Below are 24,342 nucleotides of genomic sequence, written 5' to 3' on the forward strand. Positions count from 1 at the left end.
GGGCGGACCAGGGGTTTCCGTCATGAAGTGACCCTAGTAGAGACCATGCGGGGACAGTGGGAAATTCGGGTTGAGATTCGGTTACGTCTTGGCCCGAACGGCGTCAGCCCTGGATGCCCCAGCTGGCGGCGAACGACTGCCCTGGCGCGAGCACGATGACCCCGTCTGCGGTCGGGCCCTCGTTGAACGCATCCGGTCCGCAGGTCATCGGCTCCACCGCGACGGACATCTGCCGGGAGTCACCACCGGTGAACACCTGCAACCAGGTGTACGCCTCGTCGGCCCACAAGGTGGTGGTCCGCTGACCCAGGGACAGGGTCACCCGCCACCGGCCGTCGTCGGCCTGCAGGCCGGTGAACGCGGTGTCGAGGTTCAGCTGACCGAGCGGGTCGCCGGCCCGGAGGTCGAAGACGGTCCCGTCCACCGGATGGATGGCGATCGGGAGCAGCCGCTCATCCACCTCCAGGTAGCGGTCGGCCGGCAGCCGGACGGCGAGCTCGTCGACCGTGCTCTCTCCGGCAGTGAGATACGGATGCGCTGCGTAGCCGAAAGGTGTCGGCTCCGTCCCGAGGTTGCTGGCCTGGACGTCGACCCGAAGGCCGGCCTCATCGACCGAGTGGGTGATGGTCGCCTCAACGATCCCCGGCCAGCCCTGCTGCGGGTAGACCCGGACCTGCTGCGTCACCGAGCTCTCGCTTCTCGAGACCAGGGTCCACGGCACCCAGCGGACCAGACCGTGGATGGCGTTGTGGCGTTCGGGCTCGGACAGCGCGAGCTGGTGCTGTTCGCCGGCGAAGGTGTAGACCCCGTCCCGAATCCGGTTCGGCCAGGGCAGCAGCTGCTGGCCGCGACCCATGTGAACCATCTCGTTCTCGGAGAATCCGCGGACCACCTCATGGCCATCCACGGTGAAGCTGCGGAGCGTCGCGCCAACCTCGGTGACGACCGCGACCTTGTTGCCGCTGCGGATCTCGTACTGCTCGCCGGTGGGTGTGGTCATGGCTGTGACTGTAGTGGCAGCGCGCTCATTCGGGTCAGGGGGGCATTTCGGATTAGGCTGGGCGCCATCATGTCTGAGCGCACGTCCGAAACCCGCACCTACCAGATCCGCACCCACGGCTGCCAGATGAACGTTCACGACTCCGAGCGCCTGGCCGGTCTGCTGGAGGAGGCGGGCTATCGTCACGCAGGCGCCGACGGGGCGGCGGATGTGGTCGTGTTCAACACCTGCGCGGTCCGCGAGAACGCCGACAACAAGCTGTACGGCAGCCTCGGCCATCTGCTGCCCACCAAGCAGGCTCGGCCCGGGATGCAGATCGCCGTCGGTGGCTGCCTGGCGCAGAAGGACCAGGATCTGATCGTCAAGAAGGCACCCTGGGTCGACGTCGTCTTCGGCACCCACAACATCGGGGCGCTCCCGGTGCTGCTGGAGCGCGCCCGGATCGAGGCCGAGGCGCAGGTGGAGATCGCGGAGTCTCTGGAGCGTTTCCCGTCGACGCTGCCGACCCGGCGTGACTCGGCCTACTCGGCCTGGGTCTCCATCAGTGTCGGCTGCAACAACACCTGCACCTTCTGCATCGTGCCGGCACTGCGGGGCAAGGAGACGGACCGCAGGCCCGGTGACATTCTGGCCGAGATCGAAGCCCTGGTGTCCGAAGGCGTGCAGGAGATCACCCTGCTGGGCCAGAACGTCAACGCCTACGGTGTCGAGTTCGGCGACCGGGGCGCCTTCGCCCGGCTGCTGCGAGCATGCGGCCAGGTCGAGGGGCTTGAGCGGGTCCGGTTCACCTCACCGCATCCCAAGGACTTCACCGATGACGTGATCCAGGCGATGGCCGAGACACCGAACGTGATGCCGCAGCTGCACATGCCGCTGCAGTCGGGCTCCGACACCGTCCTACGGGCGATGCGCCGGTCCTATCGCCGGGACCGCTACCTCAAGATCATCGACACGGTTCGAGCGGCGATGCCGGCGGCCGCTATCACGACCGACATCATCGTGGGCTTTCCCGGCGAGACGGAGCAGGACTTCCAACACACGTTGGAGGTCGTCGAACAGGCGAGGTTCGCAGCAGCGTTCACCTTCCAGTACTCGATCCGCCCCGGCACCCCGGCCGCTACCATGCCCGACCAGATCCCCAAGAAGGTGGTGCAGGAGCGGTACGAGCGGTTGGTCGCCGCCGTCAACGACATCGCCTGGCAGGAGAACAGCAAGCTGGTGGGCGAACGGGTCGAGGTGCTGTTCGCCGCCGGGGAGGGCCGCAAGGACGCCGCCACCGCCCGGATGTCGGGTCGCGCTCGCGACAACCGCCTGGTCCATGTCGCCGTCCCGGCAGAGGAGCAGCTCCGACCGCGGCCCGGGGACATCGCCGAGACGGTGATCAGCTATGCCGCACCCCATCACCTCAATGCCGACTCCGGCATCAGCGGGCTCCGGCGGACCCCGGGCGGAGACGCGTGGCAGGCCCGGCAGGAGCGCGCCGCCGCACCGGCCCCTGTTGGCCTGGGGATGCCGCAGCTCGGCGTTCCCGCACCGTTGGCCCCGGCCATGGGCTGCTCGACCGGCTGAGCAGGGTCAGAGGGGGTTCCTGGCCAGCGGGAGTCGTGAATGCGAGGATGGACACCCTTCGGAGCCTCGACCAGACGCCCACCAGGAAGAGCAGAAGGAGCCACCCGATGCCCGCAGAGCGGTTCGTCGAACAACTCAACATGCAGATCGGCCATGAGTTCGCTGCCCATCAGCAGTACCTGGCCTGCGCCGCCTTCTACGATGCGGCCACCATGCCGCGGACGGCCGGCTTCTTCTACCGGCAGGCACTCGGGGAGCGTGACCACGCCATGATGATGGTGCGCTACCTGATCGACCAGGACGCACCGGTCACCATTCCCGGGGTGGACGCACCGGACTGCGGTTTCGAGGATCCCGCCGCGCCGGTCCGACTGGCACTCGAGCAGGAGCGGCGGGTCACCGCCCAGATCAACGAGCTCACCCGGATCGCGCGGGAGGAGAACGACTTCGCCTCCGACCAGTTCATGCAATGGTTCATCAAGGAACAGGTCGAGCACGTCGCCACAATGAGTGCGCTCGCCACCGTGGTCACCCGCGCCGGCGACAAGCCCGAGGTGGTCGAGGACTACGTGCAGCGCGAGCATGAGACCGAGCGCACCGATTCGACGGCACCCGCCACCGCCGGCAGCGGGCGGCGAGCCAACTAGCTGTCCTGTGCCGGCTGTCGGCGCTGACGACAGCGGTGCTCGCGCCCGCCGACCGGGCCGACGCGCTCAGTGGCCGCCCGTGGGCGGGCCGCCCGGCTCCGGGTGGTCCGCACCGAGCAGACCGTCCGCCCGGTCCTGGGCGAAGCCCTGGGCCTTGTCCACCTGGCTCACGTACTTGTCCCCGGTCCGGTCGTCGACCAGGTCCCCCGCCTTGTCGATGCCGCTATCGACCAGATCCGGGTCGATCTTGTCCTTGTGCGCCTCGAACGCATCCTTGGCCTTGTCGAAGATTCCCATCACATGCCTTCCTGTCGGGAGGTGCGGATCATTGGTGTCTTTCTATCAGGCCGGACCTTTCGGAGCGTGAGGGTGAGTCCGGCAGAATGGTCCGGTGACGATCGTCTTGGTGGGGCCCACCGCGGCAGGGAAGTCCTCTCTCGCCGTAGCTCTGGCGCGCCGACTCGGTCAGGAGCAGATCGAGGCGGAGATCGTCAATGCCGACTCGATGCTGGTCTACCGCGGGATGGACATCGGCACCGCCAAGCCCACCGCCGCCGAACGCGACGGAGTGCCTCATCACCTGATCGACATCCTCGACATCACCCAGACGGCGACCGTGGCCGAGTTCCAGGCCCTCGCCCGTGCCGCCATCGCGGACTGTCGGCGGCGGGGCGTGCGGCCGATCGTGGTCGGCGGGTCGGCTCTCTACGTCCGGGCCATCGTCGACGCCTTCGAGTTTCCCGGTACCGACCCGGCCGTCCGGGCCGCCCTCGAGGCGGACCTGGCCGCCGACGGGCCGCACAGGCTGCACGCCCGGCTGCAGCAGCAGGACCCGGCCGCAGCAGCGGCGATCCTGCCCGGCAACGGCCGACGGATCGTCCGGGCGCTCGAGGTGATCGCCCTCACGGGCAGGGCGTTCAGTGTCGGCCTGCCGGGCTACCGCTACCAGTTGCCGGACGTGCTCCAGATCGGTCTCGATATCGAGCGTGACCTGGTCGACCAGCGCATCAGTGACCGGGTCGACCGGATGTGGGGGGAAGGTTTCGTGACCGAGGTGATCGAGCTCGAGCGCCGGGGGCTGCGGTCGGGGGTCACCGCCTCCCGCGCGCTGGGCTACCGGCAGATCCTGGACTTCCTGTCCGGCTCCACAACCGAGGACGAGGCACGGATGCGTACGGTTGCGGGGACCAGGCGGTTCTCGCGCAAGCAGGGCGGCTGGTTCCGGCGCGACCCAAGGATCCGGTGGGTGTCGGGACTCGCCCCCGACCTTCTCGACCAGGTCTGGCGGGTGGTGGGCGAGAACGGGCCCGAGCTGCCGGCACAGGCCGGAATGGAACACTGAAGCCATGCGCAGATGGACCTTCTCCAAGGGGCACGGCACCCAGAACGACTTCGTCCTCTTGCAGGACCGGGAGTCCATGCTCAACCCGGGCGAGGCCGAGGTCAGGTTCATCTGCCACCGGCACTCCGGCATCGGGGCCGATGGCCTGTTGCGCGCTGTCCGGGCCGCACACATCCCCGAGTGGGAGGGCAACCCGGACCTCTGGTTCATGGACTACCGCAACGCCGACGGCTCGGTCGCCGAGATGTGCGGCAACGGCATCCGCGTGTTCGTCCGGTTTCTGCTCGAGCAGGATCTGGCCACTGGGCCGGTGGTCCAGGTCGCCACCCGGGCTGGCCTGAGGGAGGCGACCGTATACCCAGACACCAGCATCCGGGTGGCGATGGGTCCGGTCACGCTGGGCGGCGAGGTCACCGTGACCGTGGGTGGGGTGAAACACCGCGCCCGGACCGTGAGTGTCGGCAACCCGCACGCGGTCAGCTTCGTCGATGACCTTCAGGCGCTGCAGCTGTTCACGGCGCCGACCTGGTCTCCGCCGGAGGCTTTCCCCAACGGAGTCAACCTCGAGTTCGTCCGGCGGGTCGGCGAGCGGCATGTGGCCATGCGCGTCTACGAACGCGGCGTGGGGGAGACCCGGTCCTGCGGCACCGGAACCGTCGCCGCGGCCGCTGCGGCCGCGGCGGCCGCGGCCGAGCCGCTTCCGGTGAGCTACCGCGTCGATGTCCCCGGCGGTACGGTCGAGGTCGAGCTGACCGAGGGCCAGGCCTTTCTGACCGGGCCCGCGGTGATCATTGCGAACGGCGAGCTGATTCTTCCCGAGGAGCTGTGATGGGTGTTCTGGACACGTTCTCGCTGGCCGGCAGGGTGTCAGTGGTGACCGGCGCCAACCGAGGCATCGGCCGCGCGCTGGTGGTGGCCCTGGCCGAGGCAGGCAGTGATGTCGTTCTGCTGGTCCGAGACGTCGCCAACTGTGCCGCGGTGCTGGCCGAGCTCGAGCCGCTCGGAGTGCGCACGGCCGTCGTCACCGCGGACGTCACCGATGCCCGGGAGGTGCAGGCGGCGGTTGACGCCGCCATTGCACAGCTCGGGCGGGTGGACGTACTGGTGAACAACGCGGGCGCGTGCATTCACCGCCCCGCGCTCGAGGTGACCGAGGATGAGTGGCGGACGGTGATGGACGTCAACGTCAACGGGGTCTGGAACTGCGCCCAGTCGTTTGGCCGGGTGATGGTGGCGCAGGGGCATGGGTCGATCGTCAACATAGGGTCGATGTCAGCCAACATCGTCAACCGGCCGCAGTGGCAGCCGGCCTACAACGCGTCCAAGGCGGCCGTACACCACCTGACCCGGTCGTTGGCCGCCGAGTGGGCGCCCGCGGGCGTACGGGTGAACGCTCTGGCGCCCGGGTACATCAAGACCGAGATGAGCCCCGTTGACGCGCCAGAGTTCCGGCGGTACTGGATCGAGGACGCGCCGATGCAGCGGTTCGGGTTGCCCGTCGAGCTGGGACCGAGTGTCGTCTTCCTGGCGTCGCAGGCGTCGTCGTTCATGACCGGTGAGGTGATGGTCGTCGACGGCGGTTACAGCCTGTTCTGACGCCCGCGCTGGACCCGTCTGGCGAACGACCGGGTATCGGAAGGCAAAAAGACTCGACCTGTTTGGTCGCTCGTGAGATTCTTGGTCACAAGATGACATTGCCGCAAAGAGACCTTGCCCCTCAGGATGCCGACCACGACGCCGACGAGCTCGTGGTCGAGGACTTCAAGCCCAGCGACGACACCGACTACCGCGCCCTCGATAACGGCGACCAGCAGGATCTGGCCGACCGGATCTCGCTGCGCCGCGTCGCCGGGATGTCGACCGAGCTGTCTGATATCTCCGAGGTGGAATACCGCCGGCTCCTGCTGGAGCGTGTCGTGCTGGTCAGCGTGTGGACCAGCGGCACCGAGGAGGACGCAGAGAACGCCATGGTCGAGCTCAAGCTGCTCGCCGAGACCGCGGGTTCGCAGGTCCTGGAGGGCCTGATCCAGCGGCGTAGCCGGCCGGACCCGGCCACCTACATCGGCAGCGGCAAGGTGGAGGAGCTTCGCGAGGTCGTCCTTGCGACCGGCGCCGACACGGTGATCTGTGACGGTGAGCTCGCTCCGGCCCAGCTCCGTAACCTCGAGGACCGGATCAAGGTCAAGGTGATCGACCGCACCGCCCTCATCCTGGACATCTTCGCCCAACACGCCAAGAGCGCGGAGGGCAAGGCGCAGGTGGAGCTGGCGCAGCTGCAGTATCTCAAGCAGCGACTGCGCGGTTGGGGTGGGAACCTGTCTCGCCAGGCCGGCGGTCGGGTCGGCGCAGCAGGAGGCGGCATCGGCGGACGAGGTCCCGGTGAGACCAAGCTCGAGACGGACCGTCGTCGGATCAACAGTCGGATCGCCAAGCTGCGGAGCGCACTACGCGAGATGGACGGCACCCGGGAGACCAAGCGGGCCGAACGTCGTCGGCACCGGATCCCGTCGGTGGCCATCGTGGGCTACACCAACGCGGGCAAGTCCAGCCTGCTGAACCGGCTGACTGGCGCTGGGGTGCTGGTGGAGGATGCGCTGTTCGCGACCCTGGACCCGACCACCAGGCGCAGCCAGACCACCGATGGCCGCGTCTTCACCCTGACTGACACGGTCGGCTTCGTCCGGCACCTGCCGCACGACCTGGTCGAGGCGTTCGCGTCGACCCTGGAGGAGTCCGCGCAGGCGGACCTGCTCGTCCATGTCGTGGATGGCTCAGATCCCGACCCTAACGGGCAGATCACGGCCGTGCGGGCAGTGCTGTCCGACATCGGGGCAGCGGGAGTGCCTGAGCTGATCGTGATCAACAAGGCCGACGCCGCCAGCCCGGAGGCACTGACGATGCTGCGGACGCAGTATCCGGACGCGGCCATCGTCTCAGCCCGGACCGGCCAGGGCATCTCGTCGTTGCGCTCCACCGTCGAGTCCCGACTGCCCAAGCCGGAGGTCGAGATCAAGGCGCTCATCCCGTATGAGCGTGGTGACCTGGTCAACCGCATCCATCAGAGTGGTGAGTTCCTGACCCTGGAGCACACCGCCGACGGCTCACTGATCGTCGCCCGGGTGCATCCCGACCTTGCCGGTGAGCTCGCCCGCTTCCTCGTCCCCGAGCCCGCCCCTGCCACAGCCTGACTGCGCGCCCTGAGCCTGCCTACGCGCCCTGAGCCTGCCCACGCGCCCTGAGCTTGTCGAAGGGCCCTCGCGCCCTGAGCCTGCCCACGCGCCCTGAGCCTGTCGAAGGGCCCACGCGCCTGAGCCTGTCGAAGGGCACTGGTTGCTCTTCGACAGGCTCAGAGCGCGTGGTGGATGGTGGGATGCTCTTCCACTGGCTCCGAGTTCAGGCGGATCACAATGGGGCCGCCACCGGGGATCCACAACCCCAACGTGTCGGCTGGGTCTCTGGTAGCCCCGGCGCTATCGTTGTTCGGTGAGCCCGCAACCGACCGCAACAGCGCCCGCGGGTGCCAAGGCGGAGCATAAGCCGGGCCACCGAGAGGTGCTGGCTGCGGCGGTCGAGGAGATCGGCGGCGCCGAGCGCCCCGGTCAGATCCAGATGGCCGATGCCATCGCAGAGTCGTTCGAGACCGGCCGGCACCTGCTGGTCCAGGCGGGCACCGGCACCGGGAAGTCACTGGGCTACCTGGCCCCGGCATTGGTGCACCTGACCCGCCGCCCGCGCGACCGGATTGTGATCGCCACCGCGACACTGGCCCTGCAGAGCCAGCTCGCGACCAACGACATCCCGGCGGCCCTGGACGCCGTACAGAAGGTGACCGGCCGCCGGCCCAGCCACGCCATCCTCAAGGGTCGCACCAACTACGCCTGCCAACTGCGGGTCCATGACGGAGTCGGCGAAGACCAGGCAACGCTGATCGGGGCTGACGAGCTGGTCGAGACCATCCGCAGCGCGCCGCAGTCAGCGGAGTCCGCGCTCGGCGCGGAGGTGCTGGCCCTGCGCCAGTGGGCAGAGCAGCAGGACGCCTCCGGAGGAATGGCCGACCGTGACGACGCGCCGTCGCACACCGAGCGGGGCTGGCAGCAGGTGTCAATCCCGGTCCGCGAGTGCCTCGGAGTCCAGCGTTGCCCGTACGGCGACAGCTGCTTCGTCGAGAAGTCGCGGGAAAAGGCCCGCGCCGCCGACCTGGTGGTGACGAACCATGCCCTGCTGGCCATCGACGCCCTGCACGGCGGTACGGCGCTGCCGGAGCACACGATGGTGATCATCGACGAGGCACACGAGCTGGTCTCCCGGATCACCGGCGCGGCCTCGGCGGAGCTCAGTCCACAACTGGTCGAACGGGTAGGGCGGCGAGCCATGGCCCACCTCGACGACGAGACTGCGCTCGAGCTGCTCGAGTCGGCCGAGGCACTCCGCGGGGCCCTCGACCAGGCGCCGCTGGAGCGGATCGAGGACGCTGACTCCGCCGTGGTCCAGGCGTTCGAGTCGATGCGGAACGCGACCAGGCAGGCCGTCAGCGAGATGGGCAAAGAGGGCCAGGGCGAGGATCCCGAACGGCGCCAGGCAGCTGCAGCGGTGAAGGAGATCTTCGACGTCGCCGAGCGGATGGCGGCACTGAAACCGCACGACGTCACCTGGGTGGTCGAGCGGGAACGTTTCGGGCGGGAGGCCAAGGTGGCTCCGCTCTCGGTGGCCGGGCTGATGCGCGACCGGGTCTTCGCCGAACGGACCACCGTCCTGACCTCTGCCACACTCCAGCTGGGGGGCGACTTCAACACCGTGGCCGCCTCGGTCGGACTGAGGGCGGCCGAGCGCGACGACACCAGCCCGGTCGAAGACGGGCACGAGAGCTCCGACGACCAACGCATCCCGTGGCGCGGGCTCGATGTCGGATCGCCGTTCGACTACCGCCGCCAGGGGATCCTCTATGTCGCCCGGACGATGCCGCCGCCCGGCCGAGACGGTCTTTCCGATGTCGCCATGACTGAGATCGCCGAGCTGGTCTGGGCAGCGGGGGGTCGGACCCTCGGGTTGTTCTCTTCACGGCGGGCGGCGGAGGCGGCGGCGATCCACGTACGGCGACAGTTACCCAAGATGACCATCCTTTGCCAGGGTGATGCTCAACTGTCGGAACTGACTCGGCGCTTCATCGCTGACGAGCAGGCAAGCCTGTTCGGCACGCTCTCGTTGTGGCAGGGCGTGGACGTTCCCGGAGCGACCTGCCAGCTCGTCATCATTGACCGGATCCCCTTTCCTCGTCCGGATGAGCCGCTGATGCTGGCCAGGCAGCGCGCAGTCGCTGAGGCGGGTGGCAACGGTTTCATGGCCGTAGCGGCAACCCACGCTGCCTTGCTGCTCGCCCAGGGCTCGGGACGGCTGATCCGAAGGGTCAGCGACCGTGGGGTGGTTGCGGTGCTGGATCCGCGGCTGGTGACCGCCCGGTACGGCTCCTTCTTGAAGGCTTCGATGCCGGACATGTGGGAGACGATCGACCGCGAGGTCGCCGTCGGAGCTCTCCGGCGGCTGTCCGAGCCGGCGGCCACGTAGCTCAACCGTCACGCCGGTCCCTAGCGGCGTGAAGGGCTGTCTGGCACTCTTGCGGCTATGGAGCACAGTTACGACTTCGACCTAGCCGTGATCGGATCAGGACCGGGCGGTCAGAAGGCGGCCATCATGGCCGCCAAGCTCGGGCACAAGGTCTGTGTCATCGACAGCCAGCGCATGGTGGGTGGGGTCTGTGTCAACACCGGAACGATCCCGTCCAAGACGCTGCGTGAGGCCGTGCTCTATCTCACCGGCATGCAGTTGCGCGACATCTACGGCGCCAGCTATCGGGTGAAGGACGAGATCACCATCTCGGACCTGCTGAGCAGGCTGCAGCATGTCGTCGGACGGGAGACCGAGGTGATCCGCGCTCAGCTGATTCGCAACCACATCGAGCTGCTGCCCGGGATGGCCTCCTTCCTGGACCCGCACACGCTTGCGGTCGAGTCGGACAGCACGTTCGAGCACCGCACCTTGACCGCGGAGAAGGTGGTCATCGCCACCGGCACGACGCCGGCTCGGCCCAAACACATCAAGTTCGACGGCGTACGCATTCTTGACTCGGACCAGATCCTCGCGCTGGACAAGGTGCCGGACTCGATGGTGGTGGTCGGCGCCGGTGTGATCGGGGTGGAGTACGCCTCCATCTTCGCCGCTCTCGGAACCAGGGTAACCCTCGTCGAGAAACGGCCGCAGATGCTGGACTTCTGTGACCCTGAGATTGTCGAGTCGCTGAAGTTCCACCTGCGCGACCACGCCATGAGCTTTCGTTTCGGCGAGGAGGTCGCCTCGGTCGAGAGCTCTGGGCGAGGGACCATCACCACCCTCGGGTCGGGCAAGAAGATCGCCGCCGAAGTGGTGATGTACTCGGCCGGCCGTCAGGGCAACACTGCGCAGCTCAACCTCGACCTCGCCGGGCTGACTGCCGACGCGCGCGGCCGACTGGTGGTGGACAGCAACTATCGGACGGCGATGGAGCACATCTACGCGGTCGGCGACGTGATCGGCTTTCCGGCGCTGGCGGCTACGTCGATGGACCAGGGCCGGCTAGCGGCCTCGCACGCCTTCGGGGAGCCCGCCAACGAACTGCACGGACTGCAGCCGATCGGGATCTACACGATTCCTGAGATCTCCTACTGCGGCAAGACCGAGGCTGAGCTGACGGGTGAGTCGGTGCCTTTCGAGGTGGGGATCTCGCGCTATCGAGAGCTGGCTCGGGGGCAGATCATTGGTGACTCGTACGGGATGTTGAAGCTGATCGTGCATTCCGAGAACCGCAGCATCCTCGGCGTGCACGTTTTCGGCACCAACGCGACAGAGCTGGTGCACATCGGTCAGGCGATCATGGGGTGTGGCGGCACGGTCGACTACCTGGTGGACACCGTGTTGAACTACCCGACACTGTCCGAGGCATACAAGGTGGCGGCTCTCGACGTAGCCAACAAGCTGCGCGCCGTCGCCCGATTCACCAACGAGATGATCATCTCCGAGCCAAGCACTCTGTGACGATGATCATGGAGCGAAGATGATCAACGTAGCTTGCCGCTTGACTGCTGCTCAATGCCACCCCGCCGCTGAGCCTGGTCCATGATCAGATCCGGCGAAGGACCGCAACCACCTTGCCCAGAATGGAAGCATGGTTGCCGTCGATCGGGTCATACGCAGGGTTGTGGGGCATCAGCCAGACCTGCCCGTCCGTTCGTTTGAAGGTCTTGACGGTGGCTTCGGTGTCCAGCAGGGCGGCCACGATGTCACCGTTGTCGGCCGTCTGCTGCTGCCGGACGACCACCCAGTCACCGTCGCAGATCGCCGCGTCAATCATCGAGTCACCGCTCACCTGGAGCAGGAACATGGTGCCCTCGCCGACGAGCTGGCGGGGGAGCGCAAACACGTCCTCGATCCGCTCTTCGGCCAGGATCGGCCCACCGGCGGCGATCCGGCCGAGCACCGGGACGTGCACCGGCTCGGGATAGGCGTCGCCGATACCCGTCTGGTCGGGTCCGCTCTCGACGCCGGCAGCCGGACGGGTTCCGGACTCGCCGGGGAGCAGCACCTCAAGAGCGCGCGGCCGGTTGGGGTCGCGGCGGAGGAATCCTTTGCTCTCCAACATCTTCAGCTGGTGGGCGACACTTGAGGAGCTCGCCAGCCCCACCGCCTGCCCCATCTCCCGGATGCTCGGCGGATAGCCGCGCTGGTCGACCGCGTCCCGAATGACCTCCAGGATCCGACGCTGACGGGGAGTCAGGCCATCGGCATCGGTGGGGCCATCAGGCAGCGCGCTGACATTGCTGCCGATCTCGCCGAGCTGGGCGGCGACATCCTTGGCGCTGGGGCGACCGCGCTTCTTCGCTGGGGTGGGGCGCCCGGTGCTGGGCTCGTCATGTTCTGCCATGAGGCAAAACTAGAGACTGGCACTGACAAAATCAAACACCTGTTCGATGCGTGTCTTTGCCCGCCGCGACGCTGCAAAAGTGTCACCACCCTCGGCTTGACTGGCGATATCGGACGACACACATCGAACGCGTGTACGAATAGCGTTGGAATTGTCGGTCCGATGCGTTAGACAGGTGCCAGACAGTTTTTCGAACAGCCGTTCGATCACTTCCCGAGGAGTAACCATGAGCGCAATGACGATCCCGGCACTCGCGAGCCACCCGGTCACCGTGCCAGGCCGTGACGACGCGACCCGGCGCGCCTCGGTGCCCAGCCAGAGCCCACATGCCCAGGCCCAGCACGCCCAGCCCCAGCACGCCCGGCCCCAGCAGCCCAGGCCCCAGCACCCAGCGGTCCGCCCCGGCCGTCCGTCGCGAGGGACCGGCCGCGGCACGGCGCCGTCTGCCAGGCCGCGCACGAACGTCGCAGCCCCCCAGCTGAACCCGCTCGGGCGAGCCGTCCCGCGCGCCTGCGCCGCACCCGGGCCGGGTGTGCGACTGACTGAACGCGGCATCGCCGTCGTGCTGGTGGTCGGCCTGATGGTGGTCATGGCTGCCCTGGTGGTGGTGAGTGCCACCGCGCTGCGGGTCACCGGGGAGAACTTCCGTCCCACCACTGTCTCCCATCAGGTCGCGCCGATGGGATCCGGCGAGCTTTGAGCCGGCTTCACCGCTGACCTCTGGCTCCGACCGGATGGCTCAGTCTCCGAGCGTCGACTCGCGGGTGACCAGTCTGGGCGGGAGCTCGAGCAGGCCGTGGCGAGGGTTGCCGGCGATGGCATCGAGCAGCAACTGGGCCGCTCGACGCCCCAGAGCCTCCAGCTCCAGATCCATGGTGGTGAGCGGTGGGCGGCTGGCCAGAGCCATGACCTCCCAGTTATCGAAGCCCGTTACTGCCAAGTCGGTGGGGACGGCCCGGCCGAGCTCGCGCAGGCGGTCGCACACCCCGCGGGCGATCTGGTCACTGCCGCAGGTGATCGCATCGACGTCCGCGTGCCTGCGCAGCAGGACGTCCACGGCGTGCCGTCCCCAGCGTTCGGTCCATTCTCCATACAGCGGCGGACCCACCAACCGGTCACCCAACACCGCGACCGCAGCGGTGGCGCGTTCCACCGCACTCCGATGCCGCTCGGGTCCGGTCACATGCGCCACCCGTTCGCGGCCGAGCGACAGCAGATGATCGGCGAGCTGGCGCGCCCCGCCGGCATCGTCGACCACCACAGAAGCGTCAGCGGGGTCTGTGGAGGGGTTGAAGGCATAGACGGTGGGGACCGGCACCCTGATCGGCGGTCGCGCCTCGGTCCTCCGACCGGTCAGGATGATGCCGTCCACCCGGCGGGCGAGCAGGGTGCGGATGTAGTGCTGCTCGCGTAGTGGGTCGTCTCGGGTGTCGCACAGCAGCAGGGCCATCTCGCCGGCACTGAGCGCATCCTCAGCGCCCTGCATGATCGGGATCGAGAACCGGCCCGAGCTGTCGGTCGTGACCAGGCCGACGGTGTAGCTGCGACCAGAGGACAGGGCGCGGCCCCGGCTGTCCGGAGTAAAGCCGAGCTGCTCTGCCGCCTGTAATACCCGCTGGCGGGTCGCGTCGCGCAACTGACCGGTGTTATTCAGCGCTTTGGATGCGGTGCCGGGGGACACCCCGGCCAGGGCGGCGACATCGGTGATCCGCACGACCCCGGCGGGAACCCGAGCGCTCGACTGGATCTCCATCTGCACCTGCCTCGTCAGTGAAACACCTTTCCGGACCGATCCTACCTGCTCTGTGACGAACCACGATCGGTCAGCCGCGACGGCTGAGGATCCGCACCATTCAAGGGTTCTGGGGCTTGACAGCGATCTGGTGCGGTCCTAGGTTCTACACAGAAAACGTGTTCCTATTTTTCCGCAGGCCATCCCCAGGGAGATCACCCATGTCGACCGCTGCCGCCAACCCGAACGAAACCCTCAGCTCCGGGCAGGCACCCGCCCGTCCCGGGCCTCAGGCCGTGACCACCTGGCGTCCGCTGGGCCTGGACACCGCCCGGATCACCGGCGGCTTCTGGGCGCCGCGGCAGGAGGCCAACGCGGCGAAGGCGATCCTGTCCGGGCGCGAGCGGCTTGAGGACGCGGGCAACCTGCAGAACTTCCGCATCGCTGCCGGGCAGGGCGAGGGCGAGCCGATCGGGCCCATCTTCGCCGACTCGGACGTCTACAAGTGGCTGGAGGCGGTGGCGTGGGAGTACGGCCGCAACCCGGATCCGGCCCTGCTGCAGATGCAGCGTGAGGTGACGGCTCTGGTGGCGGCGGCCCAGTGCGAGGACGGCTACCTCGACACGGTGGTGACCCTCCGGCACGCCGACCGTGGCCGCTACTTCGACCTGCCCTGGAGTCACGAGCACTACTGCGCCGGTCACCTGATGCAGGCGGCGGTGGCCCAGGTGCGCTGCACAGGCGACCGGGAGTTGCTGGGAGTGGCGACACGGCTCGCGGACCACCTGGTCAGCACGTTCGGCGAGGACAAGCGGCATGACGTCGACGGGCATCCGGTGATCGAGATGGGTCTGGTCGAGCTCTATCGCGAGACCGGTAACGCCGACTACCTCGAGCTGGCGCGCTACTTTGTGGACGCCCGCGGCCACGGGCTGATGGAGTCCTACGGCAAGGAACCGACGTACTTCTCCGATCGGGTGCCCGTGCGGGAGGCCAGCAGCGTTGAGGGGCACGCGGTCCGTGCGGTCTACCTTGCCGCCGGTGCTGCCGATCTGGCCATCGAGACGGGTGACCAGTCACTGTTGGAGGCGCTGGCCGGACAGTTCGACCACATGTGGTCCACCAAGACCTTTCTCACCGGGGGGCTGGGAGCCCGGTGGGAGGGTGAGGCGTTCGGTGACCCGTACGAGCTCCCGTCGGACCGCGGCTATGCGGAGACCTGCGCCGCCATCGGCGGCATCCAATGGGCCTGGCGGATGCTGCTGGCCACCGGAGAAGCGCATTATGCCGACGCCATCGAACGAATGCTGTTCAACGGTTTTCTGTCCGGTGTCTCGCTCAGCGGGACCCAGTACTTCTACGTCAACCCCTTGCAGGTGCGCGGTGAGGCGCACCCCGACGGCGACCGGTCACCTGCGCACGGCCGTCGAGGCTGGTTCTCCTGCGCCTGCTGCCCGCCCAACCTGATGCGCACGTTGGCGAGCCTGGACGGCTACCTCGCCAGCTCCGATGCGGGCGGGCTGCAGATCCACCAGTTCGCGCCGGCACAGCTGACCTCCCCGGCGCTGTCGGTCGAGGTGGCCACCGAGTACCCCTGGCAAGGCAGGGTCGCGATCACTGTCACTGCGGCTAGCCCGCAGCCGACCGCACTCAGTCTCCGGGTCCCCGGCTGGGCCGATGGCGCGACCCTGAGCGTCGACGGCGATGCCGAACCGGTGACCGCAGGCGAGTACGCGGTGGTCGAACGAGTCTGGTCGGTCGGCGACCGCGTCGAGCTCGACCTGCCGCTCGCCGTCCGGCACACGTTCGCCGACCCGCGGATCGACGCCATCCGCGGCTGCATGGCTCTCGAGCGCGGCCCGCTGGTCTACGCCGTCGAACAGGTCGACCAGCCGGACGGGGTCGACCTCGACCTGGCTCAGCTCGTCAGCACCGCAGACTCGCACAGCGAGCATCGCGCAGACCTTCTCGACGGGGTCACCGTCATCACCGCTGCGGGCAAGGCTCCGTCAGCGCCCAAGATGAAGGGTTGGCCGTACCCGGCCCAACCCGGCGACCTCACTGGCAGGGACGTCGAACTGGTCGCCATCCCGTACTACGCATGGGCCAACCGTGAGATCGGCGCAATGCGGGTCTGGCTGCCTGCCACCTCAGCCTGACGCCCAACCCCCTTCGTTCAAAGGAGAACAGCCATGTCCCATCCTCTCTGGAAACCCAGTCGTCGTGACGTGCTGCGACTCGGCGCTCTCTCTGCCCTGGGTGCCGCCGTACCGGGGCTGGCCTCGTGCGGCGGTGACAGCGCCACCGGAGGAGGGGGCGGCGGGACCAAGCAGCTGCAGTTCATGTACTGGGGCTCGACCTTCGAACAGAAGGCGGTCAACAAGATGCTGTCCGACTTCGAGTCCGATCATCCGGGCGTCAAGGTCAAGCCACTCTTCACTCCCAGTGACTACGAGACCAAGCTGAACACCCTGGTGGCCAGCAACCGCGCCCCGGATGTGGCCTACATGGGAGACTCGACGGCGTTCCGGCTGGCCGAGAGCGGCAAGCTGGTCAACTTCTACGACTACCTGGACAAGTATCCCGCCCTCGCGGAGCGGCTGCCGGGCACGTACTTCTGGTACGGGGAGGACAAGCTGCTCGGCACCCAGACCGCCAACGAGATCTACGTGCTCTGGTACAACAAGCAGACCTTCTCCGACGCGGGTGTGGCTGTCCCGCCGGCCGAGGCGGCCAAGGCCTGGAGCTGGGACGACTTTGTCGCCAACGCCTACAAGCTGACTCTGGACCAGAACGGCAAGCGACCGGACGAGAACGGGTTCGACCCGAAGAAGATCAGGCAGTTCGGGTGCTCGTTCGGGATGAGCAACGGGCAGATGCAGGCGATGCTGGAGAGTCGCGGAGTCAGTTTCTTCGATGACAAGGGAACCACCTGTCTGCTGGACACCCCCGAGGCGATCGAGGTGTTCCAGAACGTGGCGGACCTGTCCTACAAGCACCATGTTGCGCCGACCTCGGTGCAGCTCGGCAACAACGCGCCGTCGACGACGGTGCAGCTGCAGACGAAGCGGATCGCCATGGCGGTCGACGGGCAGTGGACGCTGCTGGACCTGGGGGAGAGCAACCTGGACTTCTCGCTCGGGGTGCTGCCGAAGTATGGCAAGCCGATCACCACGTCGCTCGGTGGCGCCACGGTGATGTTCTCAGGCAGCAAGCACCCTGATGAAGCCATGGAGCTGTACATGTACCACAACGACGTCGACAAGGTGGACCTGTTTGCCAGTGGCCTGTGGATGCCGCTGGACAAGAAGTCCTACACCGACCAGGCGGCGATCGACTCCTGGACCAAGAACGACGTGCACCCGGCCGAGTACCGCACCGCAGCGGTCGACTACACGCTGAACAACTCCCTGCCGCTGTTCAGCCAGGGCATGAAGAACATGGATGCGATCAACAAGGTGATGGCGCCGGCGATCCAGCAGATCGATCAGGGCAAGAAGCCTGCGGCGGAGGTGCTCAAGCCGCTGGCCAAGAAGCTCAACGGACTGCTCAAGGGCCGCTACCCGGCCCAGCAGCTGTGACCCAGCCGCGCGCGTCGGCACGGCCGGGCCGGGTCCGCGCCGCGGGTCAGGTCCGGCTGGAGCGTCGCTGGGGCTGGATCTTCGCCCTGCCGGCGATGCTCGGGTTCCTGATCTTCACCATCGGGCCGATGATCGCCTCGGCGGTCTTCAGCCTCACCGACTGGTCGATCGGGTCGAAGCCGAACTTCACCGGGATGGACAACTACGTCCGGCTCGGCCACGACGAGCTGTTCTGGAAGTCGCTCACAGTGACCACCTACTACACCATCGGCTCGGTGCCGCTGGTGCTGTTGGTGGGGTTCGTCGCCGCGTTGCTGCTGAACCAGAAGATCAAGGGGCTCTCGTTCTGGCGGACGGTGTACTACCTGCCGACACTGGTGCCGGCCATTGCCAGTGCGGTGTTATGGATCTGGATCTACAACCCCGACTTCGGCCTGCTCAACTCGCTGCTGCGGCAGGCGGGTCTGCCCACCTCCCAGTGGATCTACAGCGAGAAGGCGGCCATCCCGTCGTTGATCATGATGAGCACCTGGGGCTTCGGGAACGCGATGGTGATCTTCCTCGCAGGTTTGCAGGGCATCCCGCGCAACCTGCTCGAGGCGGCCTCCATCGACGGTGGGGGTGCCTGGGCACGGTTCCGCCACGTCACGCTGCCGTTCATGACGCCGACGATCTTCTACAACCTCGTCACCGGTGTCATCGGCACCTTCCAGGTGTTCAACCAGGCGTACGTGATGACTCAGGGCGGGCCCAACAATGCGACCCTGTTCTACATCTACTACCTCTACCGGACCGCCTTCACGGAGGGCGCGATGGGGTACGCAGCAGCCCTCGCCTGGGTGCTGTTTGTGATCGTCCTGGTGATCACTGTGCTGCTGTTCCGCAACGCCCGGCGCTGGGTGTACTACGAGATGGGTGGGGCCCGATGAACTCGACCGTGACGACAACAGTCGACGAGCGTTCCGACACGCAGCGACGCGGTGGCAGGGTGGCCCCGACCGGCGGGCTGCGTCGGCGACCAGGCCGCCGGGGCGCCGGGCTCGTCGGCCGGGGCGCCCTTGCACTGGTGCTCACTTTGGGCGCTGCGGTGATGCTGGTGCCGTTCGTCTGGTTGGTGCGCAGTGCGTTGATGACGGACAACCAGATCTTCGTCGCCCCGCCTGAATGGTGGCCCAAGCCGTTCGCCTGGAACAACTTCACCGAGTCGCTGACCGCACAGCCGTTCGGGCTCTATCTCCTCAACACCATGATCATCGAGTTCTTCGTGGTCTCCGGCACCGTGCTCACCTGTGCCATCAGCGCCTTCAGCTTCGCGCGCCTGCGCTGGCGGGGGAGAAATGTCGTGTTCGCCCTGCTGTTGACGAGCGTGATGCTCCCGTACGCGGTGACGCTCATCCCCACGTTCGTCATGTGGAGCGAGATGGAGGCCCTGAACACATTTCTCCCGCTGACCGTGCCAGCCTGGTTCGCCGGAGCCGGCGGCGGGGTGTTCAACATCTTCCTGATGCGCCAGTTCTTCCTGACCATCCCGTTCGAGCTGGACGAGGCGGCCTACATCGACGGTGCGACGCCGTGGCGGGTGTTCTGGATGATCATCATGCCGCTGTCCAAGCCCGTCCTGGTGGTGGTGGTGATCTTCACCTTCATCGGAGTCTGGAACGACTTCCTCGGCCCGCTGCTCTATCTGGGTGACCAGGACAAGTTCACCCTCGCACTGGGACTGGCGTCCTTCCAGAGCAACTACACCGCGCAGTGGGGCTATCTGATGGCGGCATCCACGGTCGTCATCCTGCCGATCATCCTGCTGTTCTTCCTGCTGCAGCGCTACTTCGTCGAAGGGGTGACCCTGACCGGGATCAAGAGCTGACCCAGCTGGTGGGTTGCCCGGTCTGCCATGCTGGTGGGCGATGAGTGACTTCGAGATCCCGGCGGCCTTCGCCAAGAACGCCGACAACAGCCCGGAGTGGCGGCAGTGGTTGGACCAGCTCCCGCGGTTGATCCGCGATGTCGTCGACGACTGGGGCCTGACGGCAGTCGGTGAGTTGGGACACGGTTCGGCGGCTGTGGTGTTGCCGGTGCTGACCGGGGCGCGGGAACCAGCGGTGGTCAAGGTCGGATGGCCGCACGAGGAGGCTGAGCACGAGCATCTCGCCCTGCGGGAGTGGGGTGGTCGAGGAGCGGTCAGGCTGCTGCGTGCCGACCCCCGCCGCTCCGTGCTGCTGCTGGAACGCGCTCAGCTGCGCGACCTCACCACAGTTCCCGCCATTGAGGCCTGCGAGACGGTGGCGGCGCTCTACCCGCTGCTGCACCGACCGGCGGTGCCGCAGTTGCGCACCCTCTCGTCGCTTGCCCGGAGGTGGTCCGTCGAGCTGGGCTCGCTCGGACACGACGCCCCGGTGCCGCACCGCTACGTCGAGCAGGCCATCTCGTTGGCCACCGACTTCGCTGCCGACCCGGACACCGACGGGCTGATCGTGCATACCGACCTGCACTACTTCAACGTGCTGGAGTCCGCCCGGCCGGGCGGGGGCTGGCTGGTGATCGACCCGAAGCCGCTGTCCGGGGACCCGCACGTCGAGGTGGCACCGCTGCTGTGGAACCGGTGGGACGAGATCGCCGCCTCGGGAAACGTCCGGTGGGCCATCCGGGAGCGGTTCCACACCATCGTGGATGCCGCCGGCCTGGATGAGGACCGCGCCCGCGCCTGGGTGATCGTGCGGGTGGTGGTCAACGTGTTGTGGTCGATGGCCGAACGCGCCAACGGTCGACCTGCCGCCGCCGAGACGGCCGAGTGGGTCACCAACAACGTGACCATCGCCAAGGCGGTCCAGGACTGAGCCGCTGGGTGACCAGTGTCAGTTGTGCAGATGGGCGTAGCTCTGCGGGTTGTCCCGCAGGAAGTCCTCCAGCCCCTGAGCCGGATGCCCGGTCAGTCGGGGGACCCAGTCCGAGACGGCAGACACTTCACCGTGGGCGATGGCGAGGTAGGACGTGACCCAGCCGTCCACCTCGAACCTCGGAGCGCCGAACTGGGCCCGAGATGCGTAGGCCTCCTCGAGGGTCTCCTCCTCGTACCGGACCGTCAGGCCGCTGACCCGGCTGATGGTTTGCGCCGCGTCGGCCAGGGTGATGGCCTCAGGCCCGGTGACGTCGTAGGACTGCCCGTCGTGACCACGTCCGGTCAGCACGGTCACTGCCACGTCCGCGACGTCGCGGTGGGCGACGGCGGCGACCCGGCCGGTGCCAGCCGGCCCCCTGATCACGCCGTCCGCCCCGGCCAGCGCGGGCAGCATCGCCAGATAGAAGCTGTCCCGCAGAAACGTGTAGCCCAGTCCGGAGCCGCGGATCAGTTGCTCGGTGTACCAGTGGTCGCGACCGAAGGTGAACGTGCAGTTCGCGGCCGCTCCCTGGAAGGAGAGATAGACGATCCGCTCCACCCGGGCCCGTACCGCGGCCTCGACCACGTTGCGGTGCAGGGTCTGCCGGTCGGCATCCTCCCGGGCACTCACCATGAACACCGTGGCGCAACCGGTCAGGGCGGCCTCCATCGAGCTCTGGTCGCCGTAGTGCGCCGGCGGGCCGGGCTCAGCACCTGGCAGGTGCGGCAGGCGCTCCGGGGCACGACCGATCAGCCGCAGCCCCACTCCCGCAGCCGACAGCTGGCGGGCCACCGCCCCGCCGACCTGCCCGGTCACCCCAGTGACGGCAATCGTGCTCATCGGCTCAGGCGTGTCCCGGCTGCCCGGCCGAACCGGGGAGTGGCGGGGCATCAATCACGATCGTCTTGACGATCTTGTCGGCAAACGTCTGCCGCTTCTCGTCCCACAACGGCCAGAGGTAGCCGACATAGGCCAAGCCGTCCAGGATGTGGCACAGGTCGCGCAGGAACGCATTGCCGGCGCCGACCGGCTGCAGGGTGTCCTCGCTGATCAACTTGATCTTGAGCATCCGCTTGCCGAGCGACTGACCGGTGCGGCCACCGACGATCCAGCGGTTGTAGATCTGCCAGCCCAGTGCTGCCAGCGTCAGCAGCATGCCGACGCCCATGAAGACGAGCGCTCCGCTGAGGTTGGGTGCGACGTTCGGCTGGGAGGAGGTCTGGAAGGTCGCGGACATCATCAGCACATAGCCGATCGTGAAGGGGATGTAGGCGATGTAGCTGGGAATGCCGTCGATCAGGAAGGCCCCGACGCGCTTGCCCCACGAGGCGTAGTCCGACCGCAGCGCGGCGACCTGACCGTAGGGGTACGCCTGCTGCGGCGGGTACGCCTGCTGCGGGTACTGGCCGTACTGCCGCTGATCGTACGAGGGCTGGCTCCCGTAGCCCTGCTGGTTCCCGTAGCCCTCTTGCCCGTAGCCCTGTTGCTGCGCGTATCCGTGTTGCCCGTAGCCCTGTTGCCCGTAGCCCTGCTGGGCCGCCGGGTCTGAGTTGGACGTCCCGTAGCCGGTCCCTTGCTGGTAGTTCGGCTGGGGCTGGCCCTGCGTTCCGTGGTCGGAGGCGGACCCGCTGCTGGCTGGGCCAGCAGGGCTCGGCCAGCCAGAGGGGTTCTGATCACTCATCTGAAGGCTCTTTCGGTGGGTGGTGGAGCGGGCGGGCGAGACGAGTCTAGGGGAGCGGGGTCGGCCGTGGCCCTAACTGATGGAGAATGGGGGAGTGCCGATCACGAACAGTCCCACCACGAACGCCGCCACCATGAACGGCTACGTCGCGAAGGACTTCAACCCGGTCAGCGGGCTGAAGGCGCTTGGTGGGCTGTTCGGTTACGGGTTGGCCATGAGTGCGCTGTACGCCACGACGGGGGTCGGAGTGCCGTGTCCCTTTCGAAGCCTGACCGGCTGGAACTGCCCGCTGTGCGGCGGCACCCGAATGGGCAGGTCCCTGCTTGAGCTCGACCTGGTCTCGGCCTTCCGGTACAACCCGCTCGCGCTGGTCGCGCTCGTGCTGCTCGGGGTTCTCGGAGTGCTGTGGACGGTCGAGGTGCTGGGTGGGCCGAAGGTCCGGCCGCCGGCCGCGCTTGGCGCCAGGCTGAAGCGCGTCCATCCCACCCGCTGGTCGTTGATCGGACTGGCGGTGGCCGTCGTCTACACCCTCGCCCGCAACCTGGTCTAGGGTGACTGCGCCGGCAGGGGTCAGGGTGGCGGCCCGATCTGCCGGGCCCGGTCGCCCTCTCCTTGTGCCAAAACTCATCAGAACGCGAGTTTTCTCGGGGTTTCGGGTCCAATCTCGTGCAGAACTCGTCAGAACGCGACTTCTGGGGAGCTTCGGGGCCTTCTCCACCTCCAGAAGTCATCAGAACGCGACTTTTCACACCGACCGTTCCTCGTACGAGACTCCGATCCCTCGTCTGAGCCGCCTGTCCCCTCGTACGAGACGACAAGTCGTCACGCGACCACTTGTCGCAGCTCCCAGCCACTATGGTCCGAGCACAGAACTCGTCGCGTGACGACTTATCGCAGCTCCAGCCCCTCGCGGTCCGAGCACAGAACTCGTCACGTGACGACTTTTCACAGCCCCAGCCGCCGGTACGCCCACAAAAGTCCACCCCTGACGACTTCTGCGCCGCTGGAAGGCCGAATGGCCGTCCAATTCTGGCGTTGTGGTGAGCTTTCGCGAAGGCACGACCCACGGGACCCGAACCAGATGGAGAGGACCGCCTAAACGCCTCCGGCACCGACCGCCGCCAGCTCTACCCGAGGCCCAGCAGCCGGCTGCTGCCGGTGGCGGGAGCCCGGACGTATGACGACACCCCGTTTTTGTCAGCCCCCTTGCGGACAATGGTCTGAAGACGTACGGTATCTATATCTAGTAGTTACACACCTGTGATTCGTCCACAAGTTGTGGTCAGTGTCCACAGGATGTCCACACACTAGCCCACAGACTTATCCCCAGGCAGGCGGCGGAAGCCGTCGTCCGGGCCACATCGGCGCCCCGCGCACGAGGAAAGGAGAAGGACCGTGCACTGCCCTTACTGCCGTCACACCGACTCCAGGGTGCTGGACTCCCGCGCCGCCGAGGACGGCAGCAGCATTCGCCGTCGCCGTCAGTGCACCAAGTGCGAGCGCCGGTTCACCACGATTGAGCAGATGCAGCTCGTGGTGGTGAAGCGCAGCGGAGTCGTTGAGCCGTTCAATCGGGAGAAGGTTGTCAGCGGCGTTCGGAAGGCGTGCAAGGGCCGACCGGTCGACGAGGACCAGCTGGCCAAGCTGGGCCAGCTGGTCGAGGACTCGTTGCGGGCCTCCGGCCAGCCCGAGGTGCCGGCGGACGAGGTCGGGGTGGCCATTCTCGGACCGCTGCGCGAACTCGACCAGGTGGCCTACCTGCGATTCGCCAGCGTCTACCGCCAGTACGCCTCGGTCGACGACTTCGAAGCGGAGATCGCGCTGCTGCGGATGGAGCAGGCTCCGCTCGGACTCGAGCCGCTGATCCCGCACGAGGTGGGCAACGGCAAAGTGAACAAGAACGGTCCGCACAAGCTCAGTTCGGGCCGAGGCACCCCCTAGCCCCGGGGCAGGGTTCGCG

22 protein-coding genes are annotated in these 24,342 nt (G+C 67.4%); 16 read left to right on the forward strand and 6 right to left on the reverse strand.

The genetic code is table 11. The features are described from left to right. Window positions 1-103: 103 nt before the first annotated feature. Entirely contained in the window at window positions 104-1,000 is an 897-nt protein-coding gene (locus JOE57_RS17650) for an aldose 1-epimerase family protein (RefSeq protein ID WP_204919950.1), read from the reverse strand. A 69-nt stretch (window positions 1,001-1,069) separates the two neighbouring features. Here JOE57_RS17650 and miaB point away from each other — a divergent pair, with 69 nt between their 5' ends. Further along, the gene (gene miaB / locus JOE57_RS17655) at window positions 1,070-2,569 is read left to right on the forward strand and encodes a tRNA (N6-isopentenyl adenosine(37)-C2)-methylthiotransferase MiaB (protein ID WP_204919951.1); all 1,500 of its coding nucleotides are present in this window, start codon (window positions 1,070-1,072) and stop codon (window positions 2,567-2,569) included. A gap of 107 nt (window positions 2,570-2,676) precedes the next feature. Next, on the forward strand, window positions 2,677-3,216 hold the full coding sequence (locus tag JOE57_RS17660; protein ID WP_204919952.1) for a ferritin: 540 nt from the start codon (window positions 2,677-2,679) through the stop codon (window positions 3,214-3,216). A gap of 66 nt (window positions 3,217-3,282) precedes the next feature. Here JOE57_RS17660 and JOE57_RS17665 read toward each other — a convergent pair whose 3' ends face one another. Further along, window positions 3,283-3,513, reverse strand: a complete 231-nt coding sequence (locus JOE57_RS17665) for an antitoxin (protein WP_204919953.1) — start codon at window positions 3,511-3,513, stop codon at window positions 3,283-3,285. A 94-nt stretch (window positions 3,514-3,607) separates the two neighbouring features. On the opposite strand from JOE57_RS17665, the gene miaA reads away from it, so the two are divergent. The 6 genes from miaA to sthA all read left to right on the forward strand — a co-directional run bounded on the left by miaA (window position 3,608) and on the right by sthA (window position 11,623). Next, window positions 3,608-4,558: a tRNA (adenosine(37)-N6)-dimethylallyltransferase MiaA gene (gene miaA / locus JOE57_RS17670; protein ID WP_204919954.1), complete on the forward strand. Its 951-nt coding sequence runs from the start codon at window positions 3,608-3,610 to the stop codon at window positions 4,556-4,558. 4 nt (window positions 4,559-4,562) lie between these two features. After that, complete coding sequence (dapF, locus tag JOE57_RS17675) at window positions 4,563-5,387, forward strand: diaminopimelate epimerase (protein ID WP_204919955.1); 825 nt, start codon at window positions 4,563-4,565, stop codon at window positions 5,385-5,387. Further along, a complete protein-coding gene (locus JOE57_RS17680) occupies window positions 5,387-6,154 on the forward strand; it encodes an SDR family oxidoreductase (protein ID WP_204919956.1) in 768 nt (255 codons plus the stop codon). Before dapF ends, JOE57_RS17680 begins: the two co-directional genes overlap by 1 nt. A gap of 92 nt (window positions 6,155-6,246) precedes the next feature. After that, entirely contained in the window at window positions 6,247-7,746 is a 1,500-nt protein-coding gene (gene hflX / locus JOE57_RS17685; protein WP_204919957.1) for a GTPase HflX, read from the forward strand. Between the two features lie 421 nt (window positions 7,747-8,167). Beyond that, window positions 8,168-10,120: an ATP-dependent DNA helicase gene (locus tag JOE57_RS17690; protein ID WP_204920563.1), complete on the forward strand. Its 1,953-nt coding sequence runs from the start codon at window positions 8,168-8,170 to the stop codon at window positions 10,118-10,120. A gap of 57 nt (window positions 10,121-10,177) precedes the next feature. Continuing rightward, window positions 10,178-11,623 carry a Si-specific NAD(P)(+) transhydrogenase gene (gene sthA, locus JOE57_RS17695; protein ID WP_204919958.1) on the forward strand — a complete coding sequence of 482 codons (1,446 nt, stop codon included), beginning with the start codon at window positions 10,178-10,180 and terminating at the stop codon, window positions 11,621-11,623. Between the two features lie 85 nt (window positions 11,624-11,708). On the opposite strand, the gene lexA is transcribed toward sthA, so the two are convergent. After that, complete coding sequence (lexA, locus tag JOE57_RS17700; RefSeq protein ID WP_204919959.1) at window positions 11,709-12,509, reverse strand: transcriptional repressor LexA; 801 nt, start codon at window positions 12,507-12,509, stop codon at window positions 11,709-11,711. Window positions 12,510-12,735: 226 nt separating this feature from the next. Between lexA and JOE57_RS17705 the strand changes: the two genes are divergently transcribed. Continuing rightward, window positions 12,736-13,209 (forward strand): hypothetical protein, encoded by a 474-nt coding sequence (locus JOE57_RS17705; RefSeq protein WP_204919960.1) that lies wholly within the window; start codon window positions 12,736-12,738, stop codon window positions 13,207-13,209. A 39-nt stretch (window positions 13,210-13,248) separates the two neighbouring features. On the opposite strand, the gene JOE57_RS17710 is transcribed toward JOE57_RS17705, so the two are convergent. After that, window positions 13,249-14,262 (reverse strand): LacI family DNA-binding transcriptional regulator, encoded by a 1,014-nt coding sequence (locus tag JOE57_RS17710; protein ID WP_204919961.1) that lies wholly within the window; start codon window positions 14,260-14,262, stop codon window positions 13,249-13,251. Between the two features lie 200 nt (window positions 14,263-14,462). On the opposite strand from JOE57_RS17710, the gene JOE57_RS17715 reads away from it, so the two are divergent. Genes JOE57_RS17715 through JOE57_RS17735 form a run of 5 tightly spaced genes read left to right on the forward strand, consistent with a single transcriptional unit; the run spans window position 14,463 to window position 20,659 of the window. After that, window positions 14,463-16,400: a glycoside hydrolase family 127 protein gene (locus JOE57_RS17715; protein WP_204919962.1), complete on the forward strand. Its 1,938-nt coding sequence runs from the start codon at window positions 14,463-14,465 to the stop codon at window positions 16,398-16,400. A gap of 33 nt (window positions 16,401-16,433) precedes the next feature. After that, entirely contained in the window at window positions 16,434-17,822 is a 1,389-nt protein-coding gene (locus JOE57_RS17720) for an ABC transporter substrate-binding protein (RefSeq protein WP_204919963.1), read from the forward strand. Next, on the forward strand, window positions 17,819-18,751 hold the full coding sequence (locus tag JOE57_RS17725) for a carbohydrate ABC transporter permease (protein ID WP_338041374.1): 933 nt from the start codon (window positions 17,819-17,821) through the stop codon (window positions 18,749-18,751). The genes JOE57_RS17720 and JOE57_RS17725 overlap by 4 nt, the downstream gene beginning before the upstream one ends. A gap of 8 nt (window positions 18,752-18,759) precedes the next feature. After that, on the forward strand, window positions 18,760-19,689 hold the full coding sequence (locus JOE57_RS17730; RefSeq protein WP_338041375.1) for a carbohydrate ABC transporter permease: 930 nt from the start codon (window positions 18,760-18,762) through the stop codon (window positions 19,687-19,689). A 40-nt stretch (window positions 19,690-19,729) separates the two neighbouring features. Then, window positions 19,730-20,659 (forward strand): aminoglycoside phosphotransferase family protein, encoded by a 930-nt coding sequence (locus JOE57_RS17735; RefSeq protein ID WP_204919965.1) that lies wholly within the window; start codon window positions 19,730-19,732, stop codon window positions 20,657-20,659. 18 nt (window positions 20,660-20,677) lie between these two features. Here the strand turns inward: JOE57_RS17735 and JOE57_RS17740 are convergent, their stop codons facing one another. Then, a complete protein-coding gene (locus tag JOE57_RS17740; RefSeq protein WP_204919966.1) occupies window positions 20,678-21,541 on the reverse strand; it encodes an SDR family oxidoreductase in 864 nt (287 codons plus the stop codon). 4 nt (window positions 21,542-21,545) lie between these two features. Next, complete coding sequence (locus tag JOE57_RS17745) at window positions 21,546-22,382, reverse strand: RDD family protein (protein WP_204919967.1); 837 nt, start codon at window positions 22,380-22,382, stop codon at window positions 21,546-21,548. Window positions 22,383-22,476: 94 nt separating this feature from the next. Here JOE57_RS17745 and JOE57_RS18830 point away from each other — a divergent pair, with 94 nt between their 5' ends. After that, complete coding sequence (locus JOE57_RS18830; protein ID WP_204919969.1) at window positions 22,477-22,932, forward strand: DUF2752 domain-containing protein; 456 nt, start codon at window positions 22,477-22,479, stop codon at window positions 22,930-22,932. 845 nt (window positions 22,933-23,777) lie between these two features. Next, window positions 23,778-24,323, forward strand: a complete 546-nt coding sequence (gene nrdR / locus JOE57_RS17755; protein WP_204919971.1) for a transcriptional regulator NrdR — start codon at window positions 23,778-23,780, stop codon at window positions 24,321-24,323. Window positions 24,324-24,342 lie beyond the last annotated feature (19 nt).

Origin of the sequence: Microlunatus panaciterrae (assembly GCF_016907535.1) — a bacterium.
GTDB classification, from domain to species: Bacteria; Actinomycetota; Actinomycetes; order Propionibacteriales; family Propionibacteriaceae; genus Microlunatus; species Microlunatus panaciterrae.

Coding starts and splice junctions, on each gene's coding strand:
- JOE57_RS17745 (WP_204919967.1), bottom strand. CDS start 22,382: ATGAGTGATCAGAACCCCTCTGGCTGGCCGAGCCCTGCTGGCCCAGCC.
- hflX (WP_204919957.1), top strand. CDS start 6,247: ATGACATTGCCGCAAAGAGACCTTGCCCCTCAGGATGCCGACCACGAC.
- JOE57_RS17705 (WP_204919960.1), top strand. CDS start 12,736: ATGAGCGCAATGACGATCCCGGCACTCGCGAGCCACCCGGTCACCGTG.
- JOE57_RS17710 (WP_204919961.1), bottom strand. CDS start 14,262: ATGGAGATCCAGTCGAGCGCTCGGGTTCCCGCCGGGGTCGTGCGGATC.
- JOE57_RS17735 (WP_204919965.1), top strand. CDS start 19,730: ATGAGTGACTTCGAGATCCCGGCGGCCTTCGCCAAGAACGCCGACAAC.
- miaB (WP_204919951.1), top strand. CDS start 1,070: ATGTCTGAGCGCACGTCCGAAACCCGCACCTACCAGATCCGCACCCAC.
- sthA (WP_204919958.1), top strand. CDS start 10,178: ATGGAGCACAGTTACGACTTCGACCTAGCCGTGATCGGATCAGGACCG.
- JOE57_RS17650 (WP_204919950.1), bottom strand. CDS start 1,000: ATGACCACACCCACCGGCGAGCAGTACGAGATCCGCAGCGGCAACAAG.
- JOE57_RS17720 (WP_204919963.1), top strand. CDS start 16,434: ATGTCCCATCCTCTCTGGAAACCCAGTCGTCGTGACGTGCTGCGACTC.
- JOE57_RS17680 (WP_204919956.1), top strand. CDS start 5,387: ATGGGTGTTCTGGACACGTTCTCGCTGGCCGGCAGGGTGTCAGTGGTG.
- JOE57_RS17660 (WP_204919952.1), top strand. CDS start 2,677: ATGCCCGCAGAGCGGTTCGTCGAACAACTCAACATGCAGATCGGCCAT.
- JOE57_RS17715 (WP_204919962.1), top strand. CDS start 14,463: ATGTCGACCGCTGCCGCCAACCCGAACGAAACCCTCAGCTCCGGGCAG.
- lexA (WP_204919959.1), bottom strand. CDS start 12,509: ATGGCAGAACATGACGAGCCCAGCACCGGGCGCCCCACCCCAGCGAAG.
- JOE57_RS17740 (WP_204919966.1), bottom strand. CDS start 21,541: ATGAGCACGATTGCCGTCACTGGGGTGACCGGGCAGGTCGGCGGGGCG.
- dapF (WP_204919955.1), top strand. CDS start 4,563: ATGCGCAGATGGACCTTCTCCAAGGGGCACGGCACCCAGAACGACTTC.
- JOE57_RS17665 (WP_204919953.1), bottom strand. CDS start 3,513: ATGGGAATCTTCGACAAGGCCAAGGATGCGTTCGAGGCGCACAAGGAC.
- JOE57_RS17690 (WP_204920563.1), top strand. CDS start 8,168: ATGGCCGATGCCATCGCAGAGTCGTTCGAGACCGGCCGGCACCTGCTG.